19 protein-coding genes, 1 pseudogene and 1 riboswitch are annotated in these 18,698 nt (G+C 47.9%); of the genes and pseudogenes, 4 read left to right on the top strand and 16 right to left on the bottom strand.

Annotated features, from left to right (window positions below):
* Positions 1-214 precede the first annotated feature (214 nt).
* From ACQ5DJ_RS04690 to ACQ5DJ_RS04660, 7 genes are all read right to left on the bottom strand, one after another.
* Complete coding sequence (locus ACQ5DJ_RS04690) at positions 215-301, bottom strand: YjcZ family sporulation protein (RefSeq protein WP_016742908.1); 87 nt, start codon at positions 299-301, stop codon at positions 215-217.
* 146 nt (positions 302-447) lie between these two features.
* Complete coding sequence (locus tag ACQ5DJ_RS04685) at positions 448-1,380, bottom strand: iron-hydroxamate ABC transporter substrate-binding protein (protein WP_429841407.1); 933 nt, start codon at positions 1,378-1,380, stop codon at positions 448-450.
* 27 nt (positions 1,381-1,407) lie between these two features.
* Positions 1,408-2,427, bottom strand: a complete 1,020-nt coding sequence (locus tag ACQ5DJ_RS04680; RefSeq protein ID WP_429841406.1) for a FecCD family ABC transporter permease — start codon at positions 2,425-2,427, stop codon at positions 1,408-1,410.
* Entirely contained in the window at positions 2,428-3,363 is a 936-nt protein-coding gene (locus ACQ5DJ_RS04675) for a FecCD family ABC transporter permease (RefSeq protein WP_429841405.1), read from the bottom strand.
* Positions 3,364-3,511: 148 nt separating this feature from the next.
* Complete coding sequence (locus ACQ5DJ_RS04670; protein ID WP_429841404.1) at positions 3,512-5,188, bottom strand: AraC family transcriptional regulator; 1,677 nt, start codon at positions 5,186-5,188, stop codon at positions 3,512-3,514.
* Between the two features lie 114 nt (positions 5,189-5,302).
* Positions 5,303-5,857 (bottom strand): delta-aminolevulinic acid dehydratase, encoded by a 555-nt coding sequence (locus tag ACQ5DJ_RS04665; RefSeq protein WP_429841403.1) that lies wholly within the window; start codon positions 5,855-5,857, stop codon positions 5,303-5,305.
* A 228-nt stretch (positions 5,858-6,085) separates the two neighbouring features.
* Positions 6,086-6,580, bottom strand: coding sequence for a hypothetical protein (locus ACQ5DJ_RS04660; protein WP_069848909.1), 495 nt, complete (start codon positions 6,578-6,580; stop codon positions 6,086-6,088).
* A gap of 113 nt (positions 6,581-6,693) precedes the next feature.
* On the opposite strand from ACQ5DJ_RS04660, the pseudogene ACQ5DJ_RS04655 reads away from it, so the two are divergent.
* Positions 6,694-6,828, top strand: a pseudogene (locus tag ACQ5DJ_RS04655) (DIP1984 family protein); the annotation flags it as partial.
* Between the two features lie 281 nt (positions 6,829-7,109).
* Here ACQ5DJ_RS04655 and ACQ5DJ_RS04650 read toward each other — a convergent pair.
* The 6 genes from ACQ5DJ_RS04650 to ACQ5DJ_RS04625 form a co-directional block, all read right to left on the bottom strand.
* Positions 7,110-7,274: a hypothetical protein gene (locus ACQ5DJ_RS04650; RefSeq protein ID WP_167403227.1), complete on the bottom strand. Its 165-nt coding sequence runs from the start codon at positions 7,272-7,274 to the stop codon at positions 7,110-7,112.
* A gap of 56 nt (positions 7,275-7,330) precedes the next feature.
* Positions 7,331-8,179, bottom strand: a complete 849-nt coding sequence (locus tag ACQ5DJ_RS04645) for an energy-coupling factor ABC transporter ATP-binding protein (RefSeq protein WP_429841402.1) — start codon at positions 8,177-8,179, stop codon at positions 7,331-7,333.
* Positions 8,180-8,181: 2 nt separating this feature from the next.
* Positions 8,182-8,973: a cobalt ECF transporter T component CbiQ gene (gene cbiQ, locus ACQ5DJ_RS04640; protein WP_429841401.1), complete on the bottom strand. Its 792-nt coding sequence runs from the start codon at positions 8,971-8,973 to the stop codon at positions 8,182-8,184.
* Positions 8,970-9,254: an energy-coupling factor ABC transporter substrate-binding protein gene (locus ACQ5DJ_RS04635; protein ID WP_007718520.1), complete on the bottom strand. Its 285-nt coding sequence runs from the start codon at positions 9,252-9,254 to the stop codon at positions 8,970-8,972. The genes cbiQ and ACQ5DJ_RS04635 overlap by 4 nt, the downstream gene beginning before the upstream one ends.
* Positions 9,251-10,015: an energy-coupling factor ABC transporter permease gene (locus tag ACQ5DJ_RS04630; RefSeq protein WP_429841400.1), complete on the bottom strand. Its 765-nt coding sequence runs from the start codon at positions 10,013-10,015 to the stop codon at positions 9,251-9,253. Before ACQ5DJ_RS04630 ends, ACQ5DJ_RS04635 begins: the two co-directional genes overlap by 4 nt.
* A gap of 144 nt (positions 10,016-10,159) precedes the next feature.
* Positions 10,160-10,353, bottom strand: a riboswitch (cobalamin riboswitch).
* 133 nt (positions 10,354-10,486) lie between these two features.
* A complete protein-coding gene (locus ACQ5DJ_RS04625; protein ID WP_429841399.1) occupies positions 10,487-11,578 on the bottom strand; it encodes a quinone-dependent dihydroorotate dehydrogenase in 1,092 nt (363 codons plus the stop codon).
* Between the two features lie 151 nt (positions 11,579-11,729).
* Between ACQ5DJ_RS04625 and ACQ5DJ_RS04620 the strand changes: the two genes are divergently transcribed.
* From ACQ5DJ_RS04620 to ACQ5DJ_RS04610, 3 genes are read left to right on the top strand one after another with little or no spacing between them, the layout of a single operon-like run.
* Complete coding sequence (locus ACQ5DJ_RS04620) at positions 11,730-12,830, top strand: GerAB/ArcD/ProY family transporter (RefSeq protein WP_429841398.1); 1,101 nt, start codon at positions 11,730-11,732, stop codon at positions 12,828-12,830.
* The gene (locus ACQ5DJ_RS04615) at positions 12,820-14,202 is read left to right on the top strand and encodes a spore germination protein (RefSeq protein ID WP_429841397.1); all 1,383 of its coding nucleotides are present in this window, start codon (positions 12,820-12,822) and stop codon (positions 14,200-14,202) included. Before ACQ5DJ_RS04620 ends, ACQ5DJ_RS04615 begins: the two co-directional genes overlap by 11 nt.
* On the top strand, positions 14,199-15,380 hold the full coding sequence (locus ACQ5DJ_RS04610) for a Ger(x)C family spore germination protein (protein WP_429841396.1): 1,182 nt from the start codon (positions 14,199-14,201) through the stop codon (positions 15,378-15,380). Before ACQ5DJ_RS04615 ends, ACQ5DJ_RS04610 begins: the two co-directional genes overlap by 4 nt.
* 56 nt (positions 15,381-15,436) lie before the next feature.
* On the opposite strand, the gene ald is transcribed toward ACQ5DJ_RS04610, so the two are convergent.
* The 3 genes from ald to ACQ5DJ_RS04595 all read right to left on the bottom strand — a co-directional run bounded on the left by ald (position 15,437) and on the right by ACQ5DJ_RS04595 (position 18,582).
* A complete protein-coding gene (gene ald / locus ACQ5DJ_RS04605) occupies positions 15,437-16,561 on the bottom strand; it encodes an alanine dehydrogenase (RefSeq protein ID WP_144619298.1) in 1,125 nt (374 codons plus the stop codon).
* 131 nt (positions 16,562-16,692) lie between these two features.
* Positions 16,693-17,931, bottom strand: coding sequence for a PucR family transcriptional regulator (locus ACQ5DJ_RS04600; protein WP_429841395.1), 1,239 nt, complete (start codon positions 17,929-17,931; stop codon positions 16,693-16,695).
* A gap of 81 nt (positions 17,932-18,012) precedes the next feature.
* Positions 18,013-18,582: a helix-turn-helix domain-containing protein gene (locus tag ACQ5DJ_RS04595; RefSeq protein ID WP_429841394.1), complete on the bottom strand. Its 570-nt coding sequence runs from the start codon at positions 18,580-18,582 to the stop codon at positions 18,013-18,015.
* Positions 18,583-18,698 lie beyond the last annotated feature (116 nt).

Below are 18,698 nucleotides of genomic sequence, written 5' to 3'. Positions count from 1 at the left end.
TCGTCCTACGGCTTGTTTTTGACCACTCTTGATAATACTGCCCAAGCGATTCTGGATTCTTCTGCAGCTTTCTGACTGAGACCTTATTTGATTTCAGCCAATCTGCAAATTCAGGGCTAAAGCCATTCATTTGTCTAGCCACTTTTCACTCTCACCTCGTTTCATAAATGAATAATGCAAAGGGATCGTATGTCCCTTTGCATTACTTCTTTACCTAATTACAATCACAACCGACAATTACCAACAAAATGAAAAGGACCAGGATCAGAGCAAAGTCGTCAAAGCCATCAAAGAAACCCATTCTGTCTCCCCCTTTCCTTAGACACCCTACTGTATGCACATTTCTCACGATTTGCCTGTACACTCACCTAAAAGAAAAAGGACGCAAGCATTTGCCTACGCCCTTTTTCAACTACTGCATCATGCAGCAAGAGAGAATCAACTCAATTATTCAGCAAACAGTTTTTCTGCATCATCCAATGCAATTTTGTGTCCCAGTGATGAGTAGTCCAGCCACGGCTGTCCATTCAGCACATACACATGATTGTTTTTCACTGCTTTCAAGCCCTGCCAAATCGGATTTTCCTGAAGCTGCTTCCCGATTTTTTGGGCGTCACCGTCTTTGTTGACAATCAAGAAGATGGCATCTGCATCGAAATCAGGCAAAACCTCCTGTGATATAGCCTCGTACGCCTTGTTGATTTTTTCTACACCATTTGCCGGCTTCAGCCCCAGATCGTTATACAGTAGCGGTCCCATCGGGCGCTTCATCCCCATCACACGGACTTCTTTCGCTGTGACACGAATAGCCATCACTGTTGCATCTTTTCCGATCTTCTTCTGAATCATCGCTTTTACGCGTTCTGCCTGCGCGTCATAATCCTTCATAAAGTCTTCTGCCTGCTGCTGGCGATTTACCAGTTCGCCCGTCTTTTTCAAATGATCACGCCATGTTCCCTCATCGAGGTTAAAGACTTGGACTGGCGCGATTTTTTCGTACTTCGCCAACTCGGCTCCAGCGTATTTTTCATCGAGATAAATCACATCTGGCTTGAGGGCCAAGAGCGCCTCCATATCAGGATCAGCAACAACTCCCAGCTTCTTGGTGTCTGTCAGTCGGTCTTTGACATGCGGCAAAAAGTCTTTGACGTCTCCCCCAATGACTGAGCCTGTTGGGGTAATGCCCAGAGCCAGAAGGTTATTCGTCAAGTGAATAGACATAGAAGCAATGTTTGGTGTCTTAGCTGAGTCGCCAGAGCCACTCGTTGCAGGTGCTTCCTGTTTTGTCGTATCAGTTACCACTGGTGTCACTGCCTGCTGTCCGCAAGCTGCCAGCATAAGTGTTGCTGCCAAGCTTAGTAAAATTCCCATTTTTTTCATAGTGAACTCCTTTTCGATGCCAAAGATTTATGATTTTGTTTTAACCAGCAAATAAAGAAAATAAGGGGCGCCCACCGCTGCGACGACGACACCCGCAGGAATCGCATTCGGTTCGAAAATCGAGCGGCCAATCGTGTCCGAAGTCACCAGGATCACGAGTCCAACCAAGCCGGAAATGGGCAAAACATACTGCTGACGCGGCCCAACCAGTCTGCGCGCCAGGTGAGGGGCAACGAGTCCGATGAAGCCAATTCCTCCGACCATCGCGACACTCGCCCCAGACAATCCAACAGCACACCCCAAGAGAAGCAGACGCTTGCGCCGCACAGCTTCTCCTACACCAATCGCTATCTCATCACCAAGCGAAAACAAGTTCAGTGCTTGTGCACGCATCCACGCATATGGCACCAAGAGCACCATCCAAGGCAACAATGCTATGACATGTATCCAATCCCTGCCCCAGACACTCCCTGCCAACCATCTGGCTGCAAACGTGTACGTGGTTTCATCCAGTCGCAGAGAAAGATACAACGTAATAGCACTGAAACCAGCGGCAATCGCAATCCCGACCAAAAGCAGACGTATCGGCTGCAAGCCTCGATGACGGTCATTCGCCAGCAAGACGATCAGACAAGTAGCCAAAATCCCGCCACCAAATGTAAATAGCGGGAGCATGAGAGCGGATGTACCCTTCATCGAAGAAAAAAGAGTAACGAATACAATAAGTCCAAAAGAAGAACCTGCGTGCAACCCAATAATCCCGGGATCAGCCAGCGCATTTCGCGAGATGGCTTGCAGGATCGCCCCCGAAATGCCAAGACCAATTCCAGCAAGCATCGTAATGATAATACGCGGCAATCGATATTCGAACAAAACGAGCTCGTCATCAGGTGTACCATAACCGAAAAGAGTTTGCACAACGGTCACCGGACCTATTTTGATGGAGCCTGTATTGAGACTAATCGCAATGACGACGAATGCGATGGCCAAGAGACAACTGCCGATCCATATCGCTCTTGCACGTTTGCGAGACGCCAAATCCTGCATCTACAGATTCCTCCCTTCCTTGCGAGCCAAGTAAAGAAAGAAGGGAACCCCAACCATTGCCACCATTACTCCAATTGCCAATTCCTCTGGTGGATTCACAGTTCTCGCGGCCAAATCGGCCAAGACAAGCAAGATCGCCCCCAGCACAGCCGACATCGGAATGATTGCCCGATAATCAACACCGACCAGCTTGCGGGCCATGCTCGGAATGACAAGACCAACAAACCCAATCCCGCCTACGGCTGAAACAGACACCCCTGCTAGAACCACCGCTGCCGCCATCCCGAAGAAACGGACCCGTTTTGTTTTGACTCCGAGACTTGCCGCCACCTCTTCTCCTAGCGAAACCAGCGTGACAGAGCGGCCGAGGAGGATCGCCCACAAGATTGCCAGCAAAATGACAGGCACCAGCAATTGCAGATGCGACCATTTAACTCCCGCTACACCCCCCGCATACCAAAAGGCGATATCCTGACTTAGCCCGTAGTAAATCGCAATTCCGGTGCTCAGTGAATGGAGCATCGCTGCAACGACTGAACCCGCCAATGTCAATCGAATAGGGGTCAAGCCACCCGGCGCACTTGAGCCAAGCAAAAAAATAAACAGGGTACTCGCCACGGCACCAACGAATGAAAGGATCATCAATGAGGAATACGACACATCAGGCATAAAGGCAAAGCACATCGCTACAACGAGCATTGCACCTGCATTGATCCCCAAAATCCCTGCATCCGCCAACGGATTACGCGTCACGCCTTGCATGAGTGCTCCCGCCACAGCGAATGCTGCGCCGACAATCGCTGCACCGATTACCCGTGGTAACCGTAGTTCATGAATAATCTGATGGGCGGTCAGTGTTGGATTGTATGTAAAAATGGCTGTCCAAACCGTTTGTATGGTCAACTCCTTCGCACCGGAAGAGATTGCCCAAAACATGGCTGCGAGTAAGCCTACCCCTGTTAGTAAAAGAAACAGCCCTACTCTTGCCAGATTGATTTGTTTAATTCGAAAACCTCCTAATAGTGATAATCATTATCACAATGACGATTATAGCGACTCGCCTTTTTAGCGTCCATGAAAGAAATCAAGCATTTTTGCTTGGACTTTTTATAGAAAACGATTTGTCCATGAGCCTTGCGAACAGTTCATACGACTCCTCCAATTGCTTCTCAATCGAAAGCGGCGCATAGACCATCCACTTGTACCAATCCAAAAAAGCATAGCGTCCAGCTGCGATTGCAGAATGTTTCTTCCAGCTGTCCAACGTTTGGATATCATACTCGACCATTTTCACTTCATCTTCTGAACGTACGACAAAAAATAAGTAATCAGCCTCATACTGAGGCAGCTCCTCTTTCGGCATCCCCACCCAGTTGAATTGTGTACCAGGCGGATACGGGTCCAGCTCTCGCTGAATTTTTTCAGGTACACCAAGCTCGAGTGAGCGATAAAAAACATGTCCGATATTGCGTGTGCTGTACATCCGATACGCCTGATCGCGGACAACACAGATCGCTACCGTCGCTTCACCCAATAGAGCTTTGACTTTTTTTTGCATGAACTCCGTCTTCTTCGTATGGTGATCCAGCCATGTACGTGCTTCGCGCTTGCGATCGACGAGGTGAGCGATCTCCATTAGATGACCAAACATGTCTGTCTGTTTCCACGAAATACTGAAAATAGGGGCAATATCCCCTAAATGCTCGCTTGCCTTTGTCAGCACATGATCCTTGCAGATAATCAAGTCTGGCTTCGTCTCGACGAACGATTGGCGGCTAATTTCCCACATTTCCGAGGCATGGTAAGGCAGGGGCAGTGAAACAGTATCGATGGAAAGATGAGGATGAGTCTGTGCCGCGCATGGTGTGAGACCTAGCGCCAGCAAATGCTCAGTATACGGGAAGGAAAGGGAGATGACGCATGGTTCATGCCGACTTTTTTTATATGTAGAGGGCGAGTAACCACTGTTTTCTTTAAATCGGCGGCTAAAGTAAAACTCATCCAGATATCCGACGCTACTGGCAATTTCGCGAATATTTTTGTCGGGAGAAGCGGTGAGCAATAGCTCTTTTGCTTTGTTCATGCGCAGCTGGGTCAAGTATTCGATTGGGGTCTTTTTCATCTCACGCTTGAAAAGCTGCGAGTAATAAGCGGGATGCATCCCTGCCATTTCCGCCAAACTCTCCACCTTGATCTCCTGCTGATAGTTTTGGTGTATATAGCCCACGGTTTGCGGCAACCAGTGTTCTTCTCCCTCGGGCCTACGCGGCAGATGATCGGTCATTACCTTCTCCAGTAAGGCATGCAAATTCTCCGTTTGCCTCATTCGGTTGTTTTTGACAGCATTCGTTTGACCAGAAACAATCGTTGCAATCATTCTCTGCAATCTGGTATGGCTGTTTGCAATCAAGCCTTGAACCGGAAAAGATTGTTCACGCTCATACACCCGTCGCTGTTCGGTTACTTCGACTTGCCGAAACAAGTCAAAGCTGATCCAATGCGCCTCCACATCTTCTTTGTCTGCCAAGTTGCTTTCTACATTAGTACCCGGCAGCAACAAGAAGACCGACTTGCGTGTAATTTTGATCGGCGTACCATTGATGATCAAGATTCCTTTCCCTTTCGCAAAAGCAAGCAGTACATGATGCCTCAGCACAAGTGGCTCCTTCAGCTCCCAATCGGCGCGCTCCATTGTTTTCGCTTCGCACAATTCTAGTAAGGTATGTTCAAGAAAGTTCTGTTGTTCTAACCATTTATTCATCTGGTAACACTCACCTACCAAAATCATTGATAATGATAATCCTTTTCGATTATATATCAAATCTCTCAAAAAAACGCAAAAAGAGCCTTTTAAAAGGCTCCCTTTGCGTTGCCATTACTCTTTTACATAAAGCTGATACATCTCGGTTTCTTCATCCGTTGCTTTTGCGATTCGAAAAGCTTCTTCCACGCTTTTCTTGTTTTGAATGACCTCGTAGAAAAAGCGCAGTGCGAACATCAGCGCAGAATTTCCATCCGGGTAATCATCTGGCCCGATATACGTATGGCAGCCACTGTCCAGAAAGGCCTTCGCTAATTTAGGATCACCAAGCGAGCATCCGTTACCTAACACGATTTTTCCATCCAGCTTGGCAAACCGTCTAACGTCGTCAGGACCAAAATCACCCTTTGGTTCTCCTTCCTCGTAAACGTCCTCGCCCAGCTCTGGCATGATGAGGCTTCCCTCATCGCCATGGAAATTCAGAACAATCATGTCGGTATTTGGGTAGAGGTCGCTGCCATTCAATACATCAATCAAATCGCTTGGTCGACCAATCCAGTACGTAAAGACTCGTGCTCCAAAATACTCAAGTGTACTCCGGATTGCTTGGCTGTCCAGATCCGTATCCGGACCAATTACTAAGGCAACATTCATTTCAGGTTTACTCATCGTGATATTCCTCCATTTTGTTGTAAGTGTTTTAATTTGTAGGTAAATAAAACCGTTTACATGGAGGGGGTCGGGCCAACTGGTAAATGGCAAGACGTTACTTCTTAGTCATCATGGAATAGGTAAACTCCTCTTCAATTGGAAAATTTTAAAATTTATAGCAGTATATCACTCGTCACATGTCATGTAAAGTTTTTCCGTCAATCAAACATTCTCGTTTTGCAGCAATTACGCAAACCCTTTTTTGATTTTGGTCTTCATGTCACGATATAGCTCTCCGTATGTAATCGCATGCTCGATATGCGAATAGGAAAGCACGGAATCGCCATCCTTGCTCTCGCAGCACGCAAAGAACAAGCTCTCCATCAGATTGTGATTTTCGATGGAATTGGTTATGTGGACGCAATCCTCAATCGAATCATGAGCGTCATGCTTGTAAAAAAGAAATGTCCCTTCTTTGAACGCCCCTTTTTTGTTGGCGTCTTTCCAAATGAGCATGCCCAAGGTTATAAAGTACCCTTCCTGGAAACGGATGACTCCTGTAATGACAGAATTAATCGTGGTCGGAATGATCGCAATCGAGTCATTGAGCTGATTGACGTATTCATACAACGCTTTATTGGATTCTTGAAGATCAGCGATTGGTACATGAAGAAGCTGCTTGTCTCTTAATTTTTCTACGAGTTGTTGAACGCATAGCGTCTTATTCAAAGTTGAAATCACAACCTCATCACTTCTCCCATTGTAAGTAAGTGTCTTCTTTACGTTATTCGTGATGATTGGACATATCCCTACAAAATCCGCGCAAATCTTCTTAACTTTTCCGCTATAGCCGCTCAGAGGTCAAGATTTGCTCGACCGTAAATATTGGCCAGTTGCAAAAGCAAGTCGATGAGCTGTCTAAACAGTACCGGGAATTGGATGCAAGCATTCAACAATTCAACTGGTTAACAGAACTGCAAGAAGCTTAACGTAAGAGGCATGGAAGTCGGTAGTCTGTCTGTAAAAGGCGAACACGTCCCCCTTCAACAGGGCTAATGTTGAAAATTCCGGCAGGGTCGAGGGGCCACCCTGAGGGTTCAAATCCCTCTCTTACATAAGACGCCCAGTAATGTGACATGAGTAATGTGTACGTAGTATTGTAACTACCGTGTGTTGATTTTGCCTGACAGACGAGGGTGGGTACGGGGATCAATCCATGTAAAAAACCCTTCACGCCTTGATGTGGCGAGAAGGGCTTTTTGGCGCAAATTTACGCTTTTCCTTTTAAATAATCATCTTTTATCTTCTTTTCCTGCTCGACGGTAGTCATCTCTTTCTCCAATACTTGATACATCAGTTCGTCCTTCACCTTGCGTGAAATTCCTTTTTCCTGGTGATTCGGGACTGATGTACTCATGACAGAGTCTTGTTCCATATCAGCGTACCTCCATGGCTTTTTGGGGTTAGCTTGCCCGAAAGCCACCACTCCATTCACCACACCCGCTGAACACTGAGCATTTTTCGCAGCTCGTCGAGCGAGCGTGGAATATTTCCGCCAAGTTCCCGCTTCCACTGCTCAGGCAGTGCCTCCCACACATCAACGAGCACCGGCATACCCAGATGAAGACTCTCCAGCATCGTTCTATTTTCCAATGCCTCCTGCGGATCTCCCGCGAAAACAAGCCTGCCTTCATCCATGATACAAATCCATTCCGCCCATTCAAAGGCAATATCCATATCATGTGTCGCCATCAAAACAGTCGTTCCTTGCCGGTGAATGGTATCGAGCTCCCGCAGCAAATTTTTAGTCTGATAGCGATCCAGATACGCAGTAGGCTCGTCCAACAGCAACAGCTCTGGCTCCATGACCATGACCCCTGCGAGTGCCAGGCGCCGTTTTTGTCCCAGGCTCAAATGATGAATCGGAGCTTCTGCCAGCTCTCTCAACCCGAAGGCATCCATCACCTTTTCTACTTTTGCCCGGATTATATCCGTAGGCAGCTTTTGGTTGCATAAACCGTAGGATATATCTTCCGCGACCGTGCTTGCGATCAGCTGATGCTCGGGATCTTGAAAGACCAAGCCTACCTTTTGCGTCATCTCTAGCAGTGCGGCTCGTTTGTAGACTAGCGGTTTCCCCTTCCACAGCACCTGTCCCTGCTGTGGCTCGATGATCCCGTTCCCATGCAAGAACAAGGTCGACTTCCCACAGCCGTTTCGCCCCAAAAGGACACATTTTTTCCCCTCTGGAATCCATAAGGACAGCCCGGACAGGACGGGTCCCCGCCCTCCCGGATACGTGTACTGCAAATCGATGAACTCCAACAACCGTGATGTCATTACTACCAACCTCCTGTCCACCACTCAAGCAGTACCAGCAGCATACAGCCTGCGATTGACTCCCACTCATAGCGTCGCGAACGAACATGGGTATGAAACGCGAGCACCTGCATGCTCTCCCCAAAGCCTCTAGCCGCCATTCCTTTGTGCAAGGCTTCGTATTTGCGCATCGCTCTGACAAACAATTGCGCAACGAGAACCCCTGCATCCCGAAGCGTCGCGCGGAAGCCTCGATGACCTCCGCGCGAACGTTGGGCAATCCATAGCTGGTGAGAAATCGTTACTAACACAAAAATAAACCGATACATGATCATTAATAAGTCAGTCACAAGGACAGGCATACGAAGTCGGCGAAGCACCTGCAAGATTTCGGCAAACGGCACGGTAAACAAAATGAAAGCAAAGCAAGATAAGCTCGCTATGGTACGCCAAAATAAGATCCAAACTTTACTGAATGATGACATCGGCACATAGAGCACATACGAACCCACGTCCCATGCTGCCGCGATCTGGACATGGACTTCTCCTGCTCTCGCCCCTTCTACCAATAGGGCAGGGAGCCCCGCCACGAAAAACGATAGCGACACAATCATAAAGGCACAATAGATACGGACAGGAATACGGGCATACACCACTACCCATACCGTCATCCAGATAACGACAGCCATCTGCATCCATACATGTCCCACCAAGACGAGCAGTAACAATGCACTCGGCAGCAATAGCTTATGAGCTGGCGGCAGATGTTTCAGCCTGCTTTGATAAGAGAGAGAATCAATCTGCAGCCCGTTCATTTTTTCCGCTTATCCAACCGACCTTTGTACAAGCCCACAGCGTAGCCAACCACTCCCGCTCCCAACGCCGCCTGCACCGCAAACAATAGGCTCTCCGTCTCTCCCCCTGGCGGTTCTATCAGTGGCTGGAACCACGGTTCGTAGTTCGGAGCAATTTCCTTGATCGCTTCCTCCGCCACACCGTCTGCGCCACCAAATTCCGAATCCTGCACCAGCAACAGCGGGACAATCGCCAGTACGATTACCCCCAAGAGTAAAAGCCAGTTCCATCCTTTTTTCACAGCGATTCCTCCCGTTTGAGCAAACGAAGCTGTGTAAGCTCTTTTGCGTTGTAAGATAATAACCAGTTCCAAACAAGAACGGTCAACAGACCTTCACTGATTGCGAGCGGTACTTGCGTGAATGCAAAAATTCCTGCAAATTTGGCAAACGAGGCCAACACTCCACCAGATTCAGCTGGGAATGCGAGTGCCAATTGAATTGAAGTCACCACATAGGTAGCGAGGTCAGCCAAGGCAGCCGCCGAAAAAACAGCCAGACGTTGGCTTCCGTTCACTTTCATGATAAACCGATAGATTCCGTATGCCACCAGGGGTCCTACTACTGCCATGGATACAGCATTTGCCCCTAGCGTAGTCAAACCTCCATGTGCCAAAAGCAAGGCTTGAAATAAGAGCACCATGCTCCCCAACACAGACATCGCAAAAGGCCCAAACATAATAGCGCCAAGGCCCGTTCCAGTCGGGTGAGAGCTGCTGCCTGTAACCGAAGGGATTTTCAGTGCAGATAAAACAAATGCAAACGCTCCTGCAACACCAATAAGGAGCTTCATTTCGGGATGTTCTTTTACAATCTTGTTAATCGAGCGAATCCCAAGAATAAAAAATGGCAAGAAGACAGCCCACCAAAATAAGGCCCAGGATAATGGCAAATACCCTTCCATGATGTGCATCGCATGTCCTGTCTCTGGTTCATTGAGCAGGAAATACAGGACAAAGCCCGCGATCATCAGACAAGTAGATACGAGACGAGATCGATTCATGTTCCTTCCTCCTTCACTGACTTTCGTTCTTATCCTACAAATAAAAAAATCCCATCCATCAATGGACGAGATGTGCACACAAAACAATAGACTGACTACACAGCCTCACTGCCTCGTATTCACCGCTCCTTTCCGCGAAGGTTTTCTGGGTGTGGCTACTAGGTAGGTCTCCTGGCTTCCAGATCCATACGCTCTTTGTCCTTCCCCATACGAAAATGAGTGGTTTCCTTCTCAAAGAGAGCTCCCTGGTTACAGTGGCGGGACCGCTCGGGACTTTCACCCGATTCCCTGTTACCCTTTATGCGTCACATAAAGGCACCTAACGCCGACAATATGTAATTGACAGACAATTCATGTTTGTCCCACATCATTATACCGGATCACTACATAAATCGGAAGAATATAAGCAAAAACGCATAAGCCAATGACCCACTAACAACGGAGCCATCGACCTATGCGTACTTGTTCTATCTATTCTTTTGCGTCTACGCCAATTACTTCACTAATATGTTTAAAACCATCGCGCTGCATGAGCTTGAGTAGCTTTTTGTTAATTTGCTTGGCGATACCTGGGCCTTGATATATCATCCCCGTATACACCTGAACGAGACTGGCTCCTGCTCGGATTTTCGCGTAGGCGTCTTCACCGTTATAAATGCCTCCGACACCGATGATTGGTACCTTGTCTCCTACTTCTTGATAAATCTCCTTCACCCAAGCAGTGGAACGCTCCGTAAGAGGTCTTCCGCTCAAGCCACCCGCTTCCTCGGCAAATCGATGTCCGGAAACTGCCTCGCGTGACAGTGTCGTATTGGTAGCGATAATTCCGGCAATGCCTTCTTCAACAGCAGCGTGAACAACATCGCGCATGTGCTCATCCGACATGTCTGGTGCTACTTTCAGCAATATCGGCTTTTTCTTGATGGAACGCGCTTCCATTTCAGTCGCCTTTTCCCTTACAGCCCGCACCAAATGACGCAAGCTCTCTGTTTCCTGCAAGTCACGCAGATTCGGGGTATTCGGAGAACTGATGTTAATGACGAAATAGTGACCGTATGAATAGAGCATGTCCATACATTTGCTATAGTCGATGGCCGCCTCTTCATTCGGCGTTACTTTGTTTTTCCCAATGTTAATCCCAATCGGGACATCTGAGTACGCGTAATCGACCAAATGCTGGGAAGCCAAATACGCACCGTGATTGTTGAAACCCATCCGGTTAATGACAGCTTGATGTTCCGGCAATCGGAACAAACGCGGCTTCGGATTGCCTGGCTGCCCCTGCGGCGTTAACGTCCCGATTTCTACAAACCCAAAACCAAGAGCACCCAATGCATGATAGACTTCGGCATTTTTATCAAAACCGGCTGCAAGTCCGACTGGATTCGGAAACGTCAGTCCCCACAGCTTGTTCTCCAATCGCTGGTCTTTTACTTGATAGATCATCTTCAGGATGCTTTTGCCTGGAGCAGAATCCTCCACCAGCCTTAAGGCACCAATTGTCTTTTCGTGTATCTCTTCCGCATCTTGCTTGAACAGATAGTTTCGTATGAGTTGATACATCGGCTGCACTCCTTACTCCGTTTCTACCTTTTTACCTCATAGTAGAATACCATACTTTTTCGGGAGGATGTAACCTTTATACGTGATACATATTTCCAAGCAAGCAGGCAAATCCTAACAGCACCACCACGCACAGGGGGATAAGTCTTTCATGAAAGTGGACGGAAAAATCGGGATTGGTCAAGCCATTATGGTGATGATGCTGACGATCGGCATTACGAACCACGTAACCGTCATCCCCCTCTTATTGAGTAAAGCCGGAAGAGATGCTTGGTTGAGCGTGTTACTTGCTGGTATCCCTTTTTCCTTCTGGGCGTACTTGCTGTTTGTGGTTAACCGAAATATGAAGCAACGGTCGGTGCAAGAATGGCTTTCGAGACGATCAGGAAAAATCGTTAGCAATCTCTTGCTCGTTCCAATCATGATTTGCTTGTACATGATGGCACTAACGAATCTGATCGATACCCAGACATGGACGACCGTCAACTACTTGCCTCGAACACCAGAGTGGGTGACTGCATTAGCCTTAATGGGCCTATGTATACTCGCTGCTATTGGGGGAATAACCTCCGTAGGAATCACAGCTGGAATCTTGCTGCCCGTCGTGGTTTTGCTCGGATTTTTCGTCGCTTTTGGCAATATTCCTAAAAAGGATTATAGTCTTTTGTTGCCACTTTTCCAGCATGGGTATCCTCCTCTTTTTCACGGGATGCTCTATGTAGGTGGCGGTATTTCAGAGATGTTCCTGCTGCTATTGCTCCAACCTCACGTACGTAAACCATTGCGCTTCGTACACTTTTTGGTCATGCTCGGCATCACACTTCTGCTAACACTCAGTCCGTTGACAGGAGCGATTGCGGAATTTGGACCTGTGGAGTCTGCGCGTCAACGCTTTCCGGCATTTGAGCAATGGCGGCTGCTCACAATTGGAAAAGACATCGAGAACATGGAGTTTTTCTCCATTTTTCAATGGCTCGCTGGGGCTTTTATACGCATCACCATTTGTTTGCTGCTCTTGGGAGATTTACTCACGTTCCGTACCCGAAAACAGCGCAAATTCATGATGATATTCCTAGGCGGAAGCATGATCGCCTTTACCAGCCTCCCCTTCAGTGACATGCAGTTCGTATCATTTCTGACGCACGTATACTATCCGCTTTACTTAGCCATTATCGTTGTGGTTACTCTCGCACTCATGCTGGTTACTCTGCGCAAGCCATCCAAACAGGAGGGAATAGGCCATGACCCTTGAAGAGGAACTCCGGGAAAAATTCGCGCATTGTGCGGACGTCGTTTTTATACGTACGGTCACATCCGAGGACCAGCCTGTATTGATGCTTTATTGCGAAGGACTTGCAGACGTTCGTCAATTACAAGATACGGCCTTGCCGCAATTGGAGCGATTCCTGGCTATTGGTGATTTGCGTTCTCTGCCTCTTTTCCCGCTCTTCACGAACCCAGAGTTGTGGATTGAGCGACTGTTTGCAGGAGATTTGCTGATTTTCATTGGAGACTCCCCACCATTCGCCTGGGATATCTCCAATCGGCCGGAGCGTGGCCCTGAGGAAGCCAATACAGAGATATCGATCAAAGGTCCCCGTGACGGCTTCGTCGAGGATCTCTCCACGAACGTGGCTCTCATTCGCAAGCGTATGCGAACGATTACCTTGGCCTACGAGCCTTTTATTCTCGGAACGCGCTCGCGTACAAGGATTGCGATGATGTATATCACAGATGGGGTTTCTTCAGATCTCGTGGAGATGATGCGCGAGAGGCTCCTCAAATGTACGTCAAAAAAAATCTTGAATAGCGCTATTCTGGAAAGATTGCTCAGTGACAACGCTCATTCGTTGTTTCCATTAGTTGATTATACGGGTCGTCCTGACTTTGCGATTTACATGCTGCTGCAAGGTAAAGTGATCGTGTTGGTAGACGGTTCACCCTTGGCACTCGTGGCACCTATTACCTTGCTCGAGCTGATCAAATCTCCCGAAGATGATCAGTATCCTGTTACGTATGTTTGGCTGGAACGCATGCTGCGCCTCGGTGGATTTTGGATCGCGATCTTTCTGCCCGGCTTCTGGATTGCACTGTCCGCCTATAATGTTGAGCAATATCCTTTTCAATTGCTCGCTACTGTTACACAAGGCCGAAAAGGGCTGCCGTTTTCCGCACCGATGGAGCTATTTCTCATTTTGTTTATCTTTGAATTTCTACGTGAGGCAGGTGCCCGTTTGCCCAAAAACGTCGGGCAAACATTGGCACTAGTTGGCGCATTGATTATCGGGGATGCTTCCATTCGTGCAGGACTGACATCGCCCTCGATGCTGTTTATCGGCTCCCTTACAGTCGTCGCCTCTTTCACACTGGTCAACCAGGCATTAAGTGGAGCTGTTACCGTGGCTCGATTCGCTGTTTTCTTCCTTTCCGCAATCATCGGCATGTACGGCTTTATCCTCGGGATGATTGCCATCGTATACTACTTGTCCACCTTGACCTCCTTTGGCAGATCGTATATTTTGATGGGTTCATCCAACTCCTTGTCCACACTATTCAATGTCTTGTTCAAGTCCATGACCGGTTTTTTTCGGACGAGAGCTACTAAGGGTGGCGGTAACAAATGAAGTGCATGCGGATTGCTTCTGCTATGCTGCTGTTGGCAACGACTCTTCTTAGCGGCTGCTGGGACCAGAAATCGATTCAGGACCTTCGCTACTTAACTGCCATGGGCATAGATTACGTCAACAATGAGTATGTTTTATACGCCCAATCCACCGATCTGTCTAGCGTCGCCAAGCAGGAGTCATCAACCAGCCTTCAATCACCACCTGCAACCATTTCAATCGGAAAAGGGAAAACGCTTCAGTCTGCCTTTGATAACCTGCAAAAAAAAGCACAGGTACCCGTGTTTCTAGGCTTTGTATCCTCCCTCGTATTTCATGAGCGCCTCTTGCAAAAGGGCATTATCTCCGCACATGACATTATGAACCGATACGGTCTGATTCGTTACACCAAATGGGTATTCGGAACGCGGGAGCCGATTGACAAAGTGTTAAGCTCTCATTCTTTGGTCGGATTTTCTCCATTGAACTCTCTCTTGCATCAGCCAAAGGATGTTTACGAGCAGCGTTCGTTTATCGAGCCGATCCAATTTTTTCGGTTTATCTCGAGCTTTTGGGAGCCGTCAAACACCGTGTTATTGCCAAACATCACGTTGTACGAGCATTCCTGGAAAGAAAATAACAAGTTTATTTCTCGTCTCTCCCTCGATGGAATCCACGCCATCCATCGGGGACAGTGGAAGGGTTATTTCCCAAGTCGTGATTTAATGGGGCTTCGGTGGATGAATAGTGACACGGAATTTGCTGGCCTCATTATTTGGCAAAACAACTCGGCCAAAGCAACGATGCGCATCGAGCACGTTCAATTGGAAATCGATCCGATTACTACCGGGGAGCTTCCTCGTTATGAAGTCACTGTCTCTCTGAAGGGCTTTGTTCGGGAAATGATGAAGAAAGTTACACCTGATTACATTCAAAAAGACGCTGAAAAGCAGGTAGCAGACCAAATTCGCGGGACCTATCTCAAAGGAGTCAAAGCAGGGACTGATCTGTACGGATTGGAGGAAAGCCTGTTTCAAAAAGACTACCAGGCTTGGCGAAAATACGAAATGCGCAAGCGCAATAAGCTCACACCCGACTCCCTTACCCAAATCAAGGTCCATATGCACTTGAGTGATTCGGGAAAAATGAAGATGGATACAGTCAAATACCCCGACCCGCTCGGGCGTGAGCAAAAATAAAAACTGCTTGCCATCGCTGGAGGCAAGCAGTTTCTTTTGTTGTTTATTCGTTTCGACTAGTTTTTCACCAGCAAAACTTCTTCGATAGAAGCATACGGCAGGTTATGCGCATCAGCTACAGCCTTGTAAGCTACTTTGCCATCGATGACGTTTACGCCTTTTGCCAATGCTTTGTTGTCGCGAATAGCTTGTGCGTAGCCTTTGTTCGCCAATTGTACCGCGTAAGGAACGGTTACGTTGGTCAGGGCCAGTGTAGATGTACGAGCCACTGCACCAGGCATGTTGGCTACCGCGTAGTGAATCACACCGTGCTTCTCATAGGTTGGTTTGTCATGCGTAGTGATACGGTCAACAGTTTCAATCGATCCGCCTTGGTCAATCGCAACGTCTACGATCACAGAACCAGGTGACATGTCTTTTACCATATCTTCTGTTACCAGACGTGGAGCACGAGCACCCGGAATGAGTACAGCGCCTACCAGCAAATCTGCTTTTTTCACAGCGTTTGCGATGTTGAAGGAATTGGACATCAGCGTCTGAACGCGGCCTTGGAACAGGTCATCCAGTTGGCGCAGACGGTCTGCGTTTACATCGATGATCGTTACATTTGCACCCAGTCCAATCGCCATTTTCGCAGCGTTTGTCCCTACGATCCCGCCGCCGATAACGACTACCTCGCCTTTTGGTACGCCAGGTACGCCACCGAGCAGAACGCCTTTTCCACCGTATTGCTTCTCCAAGAATTGCGCGCCGATTTGAACGGACATACGGCCTGCTACTTCAGACATTGGCATCAACAGTGGCAGAGCGCCATTGTCGAGCTGGATAGTTTCGTAAGCGATTGCAATCACTTTTTTATCGATCAATTCACGAGTCAATTCAGGCTCTGGTGCGAGATGCAAATACGTGAACAGAATCAGACCCTCGCGGAAAAATCCGTATTCAGCAGGGAGTGGTTCTTTTACTTTCATCACCATGTCAGACGCCCATGCCTCTGCTGCTGTTTCTACGATCTCAGCGCCTACTGCCTTGTAATCTTCATTTGTAAAGCCGCTGCCTTGCCCTGCACTTGTTTCTACACGAACCGAATGTCCGTTTTGTACAAGAGCAGCTACACCTGCTGGGGTAATGGCTACGCGGTTCTCATTATTTTTAATTTCTTTTGGAATTCCAACGATCATGATAAGTATGTCCTCCTTGGAAACGCCGTTTTCTTTGCGGTTACTATTATTGTACAGCGTATCTTCCGGCATACTCCTTGGAGATTCCTTTAATTTTAGCGTCTTTTCATTTGTGAAAATTCACAAACAAACTACTGTTCCCCATCTAATTTGGCTATTTTCAACTCTAAATATAAGGCAGCCCGCTGGTTCATATTGTCGAGATCGACACGCATGATCTCCTCAATTCGTCTCAGTCGGTAGCTCAACGTATTAATGTGGATATGCAGGCGCTCTGCTGTCTTGTTGACTTTTCCAGCGGCATCCAAAAAAGTCTCCAATGTCGTCAAGAGCGTGGTCTGGTTGTCACGATCGTACTGTCTGAGCTTTTCCAGCCGTTCATTCTGATAGCCCTGCTCCTCTTCCCACTGCTTCAGTTGTAGTAGATATCGATAAATCCCAAGCTCGTGGTACCCGTGAATCCCCTCATTTTCCTGCGGAAACAGCTTTTTGATCTTATGCGCATGCAGCGCTTCCCTGTAGCTTTTCACAATATCCGTATAAGACTTGTAATCTCTCCCGTACCCAGCAATCACCTGGCGTCCTTCCGTGACATGTGCTTCGAGCTTACCGAGCGAGTCTGCGAGGAACTGTTCCACCTTGCGAATGAGCACGTCACTCTTGTCTTTTTTCGCATCGGACAGACCGATCAATAAGATGATTTGTGAACCGTCGACAACCCAGAGCAGCTTGTCACGCATTAATAACGGATACAAGTACTGGTCCAGACGCGCTCCTGCCGCTTCAATAATACAAATTAAATAAGAGGTCGGAAGCTGCATCTGCAAGGTGTCCGCTTTTTGGCGAATGACAGCCTCACTGCTGTGATTCCCCAACAACAGCTCCCACAGAAATTCCTTGCGTCGCTGTTCCTCCGCCTTGCGTTTTCCCTGCCGCTGGATGAGACGCGAGACGGCTACCCGTGCTGCCTGACGAAGAATTTCATCATCTTCCCGGGTAATCGGTCGATTCACCTCTTGTGCCCAAATGTAACCGAGCACGTCGCTCCCTCTGCGAATGGCAATCGCCACACGCTTACCCAGGCCGATTTCGTCCTTGGCCGGGATGTGTACGGGGTCGTCTTGCGTTAACAGCTCCTGGAATACGCCGTCCTTCCAAAGGCGCGTCAGCACTTTTTCCGGTACCCGTCGCCCCATGATGGTAGACCAGCGCGCTTCATCTGTGCTTTCTCCGTGCGAGCTGTAAGCAATCAATTTATGATCGGCATCTTCAACCGTTATCGGATTTTGCAAAAGTTCTCCAATGACATCAGCTAATTCGTCGATATCAGCATGCTGATACTGTTGAAAATAGTTAGGCTCTACGGGCACACTTTCACCTCTTTACCGCTCTTTTGTACGCGTTCCTCTATTATAGTAGAAAACATGACTTCGCTAAACGCTCTCGGTTAATTAATAAGGAGCGGTCGGAATCATATCGCTGTCATGAGAATTGACACAAAGGAATCGGGTGACCTCGCCTGTACGGTTCACCCAGTTGTGCGGTACGGAAGAATCCATGTGAATGCTGTCGCCAGGTAACAAATCATACTCCTCTTCCCCCAGTAAAAGAGTCAGCACACCCTCGAGGACGTATATAAACTCTTGACCCTGATGTACAAAAGGCGTGCCTTTTTCTCCATATGGTGAAAGCGTGACGAGAATCGGTACCAGTGATGGATTCTCCAAATCACCGGACAGGTCCTCGTACACAAAAGGCGCATGCAAAAGCCCAGATCGCTCTTTGCTCGCACGGCGTACCTGCCCATTCCCTCCACTCGACTCACCCGAAAAGAAATAGCCTGGGCTCACTCCCAGGGCTTCCGAAATTTTTTTCAATGACTCCAGCGTAATAGAAGACTTCCCACGCTCTACTTGGGACAAAAAGCTGATCGACAGCTGCGTTTTTTCTGCAATTTGTTTGAGTGTCTTCTTTTTGCCGACACGAAGCGATTTGATTAATACACCAATGGTAGGTTCCATTTGCATACCTCGCCGTAAAAAGGATAGGTCTATCATACTCTTTCTCGAAAAAAGTTGTAAAGTTGGCATAAGTATCAATTTTTACTATTGCTACAAATTGTATCGCATTTTATAAT

This window comes from Brevibacillus sp. FIR094, assembly GCF_050477165.1.
GTDB lineage: Bacteria > Bacillota > Bacilli > Brevibacillales > Brevibacillaceae > Brevibacillus.
Note: the sequence above shows the minus strand (reverse complement) of the source record. Positions and strands in the feature narration are given on the sequence as shown.